The sequence below is a fragment of the Streptomyces katrae genome, from assembly GCF_000966975.1.
GTDB lineage: Bacteria > Actinomycetota > Actinomycetes > Streptomycetales > Streptomycetaceae > Streptomyces > Streptomyces katrae.
Genome location: NZ_JZWV01000840.1, coordinates 1 through 7395 on the forward strand (window position 1 = coordinate 1; position 7395 = coordinate 7395).

Here is a 7395-nt window from a genome sequence, read left to right on the forward strand (position 1 = left end):
GGAGTTCCCAGCGCGCCACGCTGCCGGTGCCGCGCGGGGCCGCCGCAGCAGCGCGGAATGGACCATCGAGCCCGCAGCGGCACCGACTGCGTACCAGGCCAGGTCGGGCGCGTTGAAGGTGGAGCCGAGCACAAGGCGGGCGAGGGTGCTGTGCCGGGAAAGCGCGGCGGGTACCGGACCGATTTGGAGGAACTCGACCGCCCAGCTGGTGGCGAGGGCGATCGCGGCGGCCCGTGCGGGCGACAGCCGAGGGGCGGCCGCGACGACGAGCGTCAGGAGAAGGACGGTGTAGAGCGCGTCGCCGCCGTACTTGGCCATGTCCCCCGCCGCCACCGCCCTGAGCCCCAGCCCCGCGCCGACGGTCAGTACGGCGGCCGCCACCGCCGCGGCGCGGGTGCGGGCCGGCCGGGCGGGCGCGCGGTCCGGTGCGGCGGGGTCCGGGATCTCGCGGTCGGGGTCCGTGGGTGTGGAAGCCATCGGGTCATGGTGCCGGATGCGCGGGCCGGCCCCGTTCGGGTCCGGCAGACCCGAAGGAGATGGCCTGGGTGTATGGCCCAGTGAGGTTGGGGAAGCGGCTACCTGGCGCCGGGAACAGGCCGGCGGCGGTGCGGCCGGGGAGCCGGTCTCGGGACCGAGTGTTCAGACGGCTCCAGGCGTGGGTTCGTGCCCGCGACGCTGCTACCACCTGCACTCTGGAAGGCCGGGATGAGCGAAGGGCATCGGTCCCCGGGGCTCGGACGGACTGACGACCAGGGTGGCGGCCCCGGTGCTGCGCGGCCGGCGGCACGGCGGAGTACCTGCCCAGGCCTGGCGGCCTCATGCCCGACGCCCCTTGAGCGCCGCGGCCGACTACCCTCGCCCCCGGTGACACCCTTGCTCGAAACCGACGGGCGCACCGGGGCCCGGCCATGACCGGTCCGCCACCCGCCCCTGACCGCGCCCGCCGCACGGGCAGGTCCGGGCCACCGCATGCGGACGGGTTGTCAGGGCATGTGCGCAGCGTGATGACCAAGCTCAAGACGATGACGTTCGCGCTGCCCGGCGCCCTGGCGGTGGCCGGTGCCGCGGCGGCGGTGACCCTGTCCGCCTGGTGGTGGGCCCTGGCCGTGCCGATGGTCCTCCTGCTGGCCGTGGCGGTGCGCGATGCCAGTGGCGGTGCGCGATGCCACACAGCGCGGCCACTCCCTGCTGCGCAACTACCCGCTGCTCGGGCACTTCCGGTTCGCGCTGGAGGCCGTGCGGCCGGAGGTCCAGCAGTACTTCGTCGAGCGGAACTTCGACGGCCGCCCCTTCGACCGCGACACCCGCACGATCGTCTACGAACGCGCCAAGGGCACCGACGCCGAGGAGCCGTTCGGCACCGAACGCGACCTCTACGAGCCGGGCAGGGTCTACCTCACCCCCTCGATGGCACCCCGGCCCCTCGCCGAGGAGCCGCCCCGGGTCAGGATCGGCGGCCCGCACTGCGGCCGCCCGTACGAGATGGCCCTGCTCAACGTCTCCGCGATGAGCTTCGGCTCGCTGTCCGCGCAGGCCGTCACGGCCCTGAACACCGGCGCGCGCCGCGGCGGGTTCGCCCACGACACCGGCGAGGGCGGACTGTCGGAGTACCACCTGCGTCCCGGCGGCGACCTGGTGTGGGAGATAGGCACCGGGTACTTCGGCTGCCGTACCGAGGACGGCCGCTTCGACGAACGGCAGTTCGCGGAGAAGGCCGCCCACGACCAGGTGAAGTGCCTGTCGCTGAAGCTGAGCCAGGGCGCCAAGCCGGGCATCGGCGGGGTGCTGCCCGGGTCGAAGGTCAACGCCGAGATCGCGGCGGTCCGCGGGGTGCCCGAGGGGGTGACCGTCGTCTCACCGCCCTACCACACCGCGTTCTCCACACCGCGCGGCCTGGTCCGCTTCCTGGCGCGGATGCGGGAGCTGGCGGACGGCAAACCGGTCGGCTTCAAGCTGTGCGTGGGCTCGCGCCGCGAGTTCCTCGCGGTGTGCAAGGCCATGCTGGACGAGGGCACCACCCCCGACTTCGTCGTCGTCGACGGGGCCGAGGGCGGGACGGGAGCGGCGCCCCTGGAGTTCGCCGACCGGGTCGGGCTGCCGCTCACCGACGGCCTGGTCACCGTGCACAACGCCCTGGTCGGGACGGGCCTGCGCGACCGGATCAGGATCGGCGCCAGCGGCAAGGTCGCCACCGGCGCCGACCTGGTCGAACGCCTCGCGCAGGGCGCCGACTACGCCAACGCCGCCCGGTCGATGATGTTCGCCCTGGGGTGCATCCAGGCCCAGCGGTGCCACACCAACACCTGTCCCGTCGGAGTCGCCACCCAGGACCCCCGCCGGGTGGCGGCCCTCGACGTCGCGGACAAGGCGGCCCGGGTCCACCGCTACCAGGAGGCCACCGTCAAGAGCGCCCTGCAGATCATGGCGGCGATGGGCGTCGACGAACCCGGGCAGCTGCACCCCGGGCTGCTGCTGCACCGCGTCGACACGCACACCGTCCGCTCCGGCGCGGAACTCCACGAGTGGCTCGCACCGGGCGAGCTGCTCGGCGGGGCACCCCGCTCCTGGGCCGCGGACTGGGCCGCCGCCGACCCGGACCGCTTCACCGGCCGGCCGGGGGCGACATGCTGAACCAGCGCACCAACGCGCCTGGAGGCCCCGCCGACAGTAGCGTCACCCCCATGCGCACATGGACGGGCAAACCGTATCCCCTGGGAGCGACGTACGACGGCTCCGGAACCAACTTCGCACTCTTCTCCGAGGTTGCGGACGCCGTCGACCTGGTGCTGCTCGACGACGCGGGACGCGAGACCCGGGTCCGGATGACCGAGATCGACCGGTCGGCCTGGCACATCCACCTCCCGGACGTGGGGCCCGGTCAGCGGTACGGCTACCGCGTCAGCGGCCCCTTCGACCCGGCCGCCGGCCACCGCTGCAATCCGGCCAAGCTGCTGCTCGACCCGTACGCCACGGCCATCGACGGGCAGCTCGACCACCACGAGTCGCTCTTCGGCCACCGCTTCGCCGACGGTGCGGAGCCCAACACCCTCGACAGCGCGGGCCACACCATGCTGTCGGTGGTCACCGACCGCCGCTTCGACTGGGGCGACGACAGGCCGCCGGGGTACGCGTACGGCGAGAGCGTCATCTACGAGGGGCACGTCCGCGGCCTCACCCGCACCCACCCCGGACTGCCGGAGGAGCTGCGCGGCACCTACGCGGGCATCGCCCACCATCCTGGAGCACCTGACCGGTCTCGGCGTGACCGCACTGGAGCTGATGCCCGTCCACCAGTTCGTACAGGACGGCCACCTGGCCGAGAAGGGCCTCTCGAACTACTGGGGCTACAACACCATCGGCTTCTTCGCCCCGCACAACGCCTACGCGGCGACCGGAGGCCGCGGAGCGCAGGTCACCGAGTTCAAGGAGATGGTGAAGGCCCTGCACGCGGCGGGCATCGAGCTCATCCTCGACGTCGTCTACAACCACACCGCCGAGGGGAACGACAAGGGCCCGGTCCTGGCGTTCAAGGGCATCGACAACGCCGCCTACTACCGGCTCGCCGACGAGGACCGCTCGCGGTACTACGACACCACCGGCACCGGCAACAGCCTGCTGATGCGCCACCCCAACGTGCTCCAGCTGATCATGGACTCCCTGCGCTACTGGGTGCAGGAGATGCACGTCGACGGTTTCCGCTTCGACCTGGCCGCCACCCTTGCCCGCCAGTTCCACGAGGTCGACCGGCTGTCCGCCTTCTTCGACGTCATCCAGCAGGACCCGGTGATCAGCCGCGTCAAGCTCATCGCCGAACCGTGGGACCTGGGGGAGGGCGGCTACCAGGTCGGCAACTTCCCACCCCTGTGGTCGGAGTGGAACGGGCGCTACCGCGACGCCGTCCGGGACTACTGGCGTGGCGCGGAGGGCACGCTCGGCGAGTTCGCCTCCCGCATCACCGGCTCCGCCGACCTGTACGAGAACGACCGGCGCCGGCCCCTCGCCAGCGTCAACTTCGTCACCGCCCACGACGGGTTCACCCTGCGCGACCTGGTGTCCTACGACGGCAAGCACAACGAGGCGAACGGCGAGGACTGCCGGGACGGGGAGGACGACAACCGGTCCTGGAACTGCGGAGCGGAGGGCGAGACGGACGACCCGGCAGTTCTGGCGCTGCGGGCGCGCCAGCAGCGCAACCTGCTCACCACGCTGATCCTCTCGCAGGGCATCCCCATGATCAGCCACGGTGACGAGCTGGGCCGCACCCAGGGCGGCAACAACAACGCGTACTGCCAGGACAACCCGACCAGCTGGATCGACTGGGACCTCGACGAGGAGGCCCGCGCCCTCCTGGACTTCACCTCCGGCCTCATCCGGCTCCGCCGCGACCACCCCGTCCTGCGCCGCCGGCGCTTCTTCTCGGGGCGCCCGGTGGGCCACGCCGACCGGCCGCCGGCGGACGTCGAGTGGCTGCGCCCCGATGCCGCGCCGATGCAGGAGGAGGACTGGAGCTGGCCGCAGGCCGGGGCGCTGACCATGTTCCTCAACGGACAGGCCATCACCGAACCCGACCCCTACGGCAACCGGGTCACCGACGACTCCTTCCTGCTGATGTTCAACAGCTCGGCCACGGCCGTCGACTTCCGCCTCCCCGACGACCGATTCGCCACCCGCTGGACCCTCCTGGTGGACACCGCCACCCCCGACACCCCGGACGAACGCGAACTCAAACCGGGCGCCACGCTCCGCCTGTGCCCGCACAGCACGATGGTCCTGCGCAGCGCGGAGTCCCCGCACCGCTGCGGCACGGCCCGGCAAGCGGCGGCCGGCTCTAACCGGCGGGCGGACATCGCACACGACAGGGCCCCCGGCACACGCCGCCGGGGGCCCAGTCGTGGACGGCTCAGGGCCCTGAGGCCTCGCCGGAGACCAGGCGGGAGCCGTCGAACTCCGCCCACACCACCTTGCCCTGCGCCTGCGTCTCGTGGCCCCAGCGGTCGCTCAGGCGGTCGACGATGTAGAGCCCGTGACCGCCCGGCACACCGCGCCGGGGGGAGGGGGAGGGGCGCGGGGGGGCCGGGGAGGCGTCGACCACCTCGATGCGCAGGACCTCCCCGAGGGTGAGGACGAGCTGGAGGCAGCCGCCGGCGTGCAGGTTCGCGTTGGTCAGGAGCTCCGAGACGACGAGCAGGGCGTCCTCCGAGCTCTCGGTCCCGTCCCAGCCCCGGTCGCGCAGCGCCCGCCGGGTGAAGTCGCGGCCCTTGGCGACCTGGCCCCGGGCGCCGTCCAGCGCCAGGAGTCGCCGCTGGCGCGTCGCCGGCGGCTGCCGTCGCGGTGGATGCCCGACCGGCGGTCCGCTGCTCTTCACTGTGCTCCACCCCCACCATTGCGTGGCTGTCTTCTCGTGGCGACCGCACGCGCCCCAGAAGTGCTCCGGGAGCCTTCCCGGGCCGCCCGTACGCGCCCGAGCCGGACGGGACCGTCCGGTGGTCCCCGTCGCGGTGCGCCTTCGAGCGTTGGGACAGCGTAATGGGCCCGGCCCTCAGCCGTCGTTCCCGTGCGGTCTCAGGAGGGGGGTCGCAGTTGCAGGGCTGTCGGCGCCATCCCCAACCCTATGTCAGCATGCCGGCCCGCAGCCGGCCGAGGATGCGGGAGAGCAGCCGGGAGACCTGCATCTGCGAGATGCCGAGTTCGGCTCCTATCTCCGCCTGGGTCTTCTCCTGTCCGAACCTCATGTGCAGGATCCGCCGGTCCCGCTCGCTGAGCTCCCGCAGCAGCGGGGCGAGCGTGTGGAACTCCTCGAACAGCTCCATGGCCGGGTCCGTGTCGCCGAGCCTGTCGGCGAGCGCCAGGGTGGGACGGCCCGCCCCCGCCGCCTCGTCCTCCTCGGAGGCGAGGTCCAGGGAGCCGCTGGTGTAGCCGTTGGCGGCGACCAGGCCGTCTATCACCTCCTCCTCCGACAGCCCGAGGTGCCGGGCGACCTCTTTAACCGTCGGAGCCCGGTTCAGCTCGTCGGTGAGGGTCTCCTGGGCCTTGGCGAGCTCGCTGCGCAACTCCTGGAGGCGGCGCGGCACGTGGACGGCCCAGGTGGTGTCGCGGAAGTGCCGCTTGATCTCACCGGTGATGTAGGGCAGCGCGAGCGTGCTGAACTCCACCCCGCGATCGGGGTCGTAGCGGTCGATGGCCTTGATCAGGCCGACGGTGCCGACCTGGACGATGTCGTCCATGTCGGTCCCGCCCCCGGAGGCCCGGGCCCGGAAGCGCCGGGCGGCGTACTGCACGAGGGAGAGGTTCATCTCGATGAGGGTGTTGCGCACGTACTGGTAGGCACGCGTCCCCTCCTCCAGGGTGCGCAGCCTCGCGAGGAACACCCGCGACAACTCCCGGGCGTCCGTGGGCGACAGCTCGCGCGCCAGCTCCACGTGGGGGAGGGCTCCCACCGACGGCGCTGCCTCTCCGGCCGGGGTGTCGGCCGGGATCGGGTGGTCCGTCGCACGATCGGGGCTGACGACTGAGGCCGAACGGGGCGTCATGGCCGTTCCCTCCTTCTGGTTGTTGGCTGCCGAGCGCGCTCATGCCCAGGGATCCGGCCCGCACACATACGAGGTCCCGCCGTTGCCTCGCCGTACCCCTCGCGGGCCGCCCCCGGGGCGACGTCAACGACGCCCTGCCGCTGGAGGCCCACCCGATGGCCGGGGCGGCAGCGGCCTCTTCGACACCGACGACGACACCTGCGTCATCGGCGCCCAGGCCCACCGACCGGGCCGGCCCGCCACCCGGATACGGCGGGCAGGCCGTCGACGTGGAGGGCGGTGCCGCCGGCCCACGGATGGTGCCGTGATCCCGGGGCAAGAGCGGTCCGTGGCACCTGACACTCTCCCCGCGTACCGGCGCGGCCCCGCACACCTCACCCTGGCGCGACGGACCGCCGCGGCCCTGCGCCGCACCGCGGTACGGCTCTGGGACGACAACGTCGCCGACCAGGCGGCGGCGCTCACCTACTACGCGGTCCTCGCCCTGGTCCCCGCGCTCCTCGTGTGTGTCTCCCTTGTCGGGCTCGCCGGGGGAGGCACGCGCGAGCGCCTGATCCTCGACCTCACCTCGTACGCCCCTCCCCAGTCGGCCCAGGTGCTCCGGGAGGCACTGGACGGCCTCACCTCGGGCCCGTCCTCCCTCTGGCTCCTGCTCGGCAGCGCGGCCCTGAGCGCCCTGTGGTCGGCCTCCAGCTACCTGGCCGTCTTCCGCCGCGCCCTGCACGCCATGCACCGGCTGCCCGACACCCGCCCGCCCCTGCGCTCGGCCCACATCCTGGCCCTGACCGCCGCGGCGCTGCTCGCCCTGCTGGTGACGGGCACCGCCAGCCTCGTCGCCACCGGCCCCGTGGTCCGCCGCCTCGCC

General features: G+C 73.0%; 4 protein-coding genes and 2 pseudogenes. 3 read left to right on the forward strand and 3 right to left on the reverse strand.

All coding sequences use genetic code 11. The annotated features are described in order from the left end of the window. The coding region (locus VR44_RS27675; protein WP_107072561.1) for a ribosomal maturation YjgA family protein at positions 1-477 on the reverse strand (477 nt) is incomplete at its 3' end. Positions 478-1022: 545 nt separating this feature from the next. On the opposite strand from VR44_RS27675, the pseudogene VR44_RS27680 reads away from it, so the two are divergent. Together VR44_RS27680 and glgX are read left to right on the forward strand one after the other, a co-directional pair. Beyond that, positions 1023-2631 (forward strand): annotated as a pseudogene (locus VR44_RS27680) (FMN-binding glutamate synthase family protein). 50 nt (positions 2632-2681) lie between these two features. After that, positions 2682-4773: pseudogene (gene glgX / locus VR44_RS27685) on the forward strand (glycogen debranching protein GlgX); the annotation flags it as partial. Positions 4774-4900: 127 nt separating this feature from the next. On the opposite strand, the gene VR44_RS48930 reads toward glgX, so the two are convergent. Then, entirely contained in the window at positions 4901-5365 is a 465-nt protein-coding gene (locus tag VR44_RS48930) for an ATP-binding protein (RefSeq protein WP_342669398.1), read from the reverse strand. A 244-nt stretch (positions 5366-5609) separates the two neighbouring features. Continuing rightward, positions 5610-6530, reverse strand: a complete 921-nt coding sequence (locus VR44_RS27690; RefSeq protein ID WP_094191952.1) for a SigB/SigF/SigG family RNA polymerase sigma factor — start codon at positions 6528-6530, stop codon at positions 5610-5612. Between the two features lie 328 nt (positions 6531-6858). Between VR44_RS27690 and VR44_RS27695 the strand changes: the two genes are divergently transcribed. Continuing rightward, positions 6859-7395, forward strand: a 537-nt coding sequence (locus tag VR44_RS27695; protein ID WP_045950342.1) for a YihY/virulence factor BrkB family protein, incomplete at its 3' end; no start/stop codon positions are given.

What these genes read in the sequence shown, in the direction of transcription:
- VR44_RS27690 (WP_094191952.1), bottom strand. Translation starts at nt 6,530, where the DNA reads ATGACGCCCCGTTCGGCCTCAGTCGTCAGCCCCGATCGTGCGACGGAC.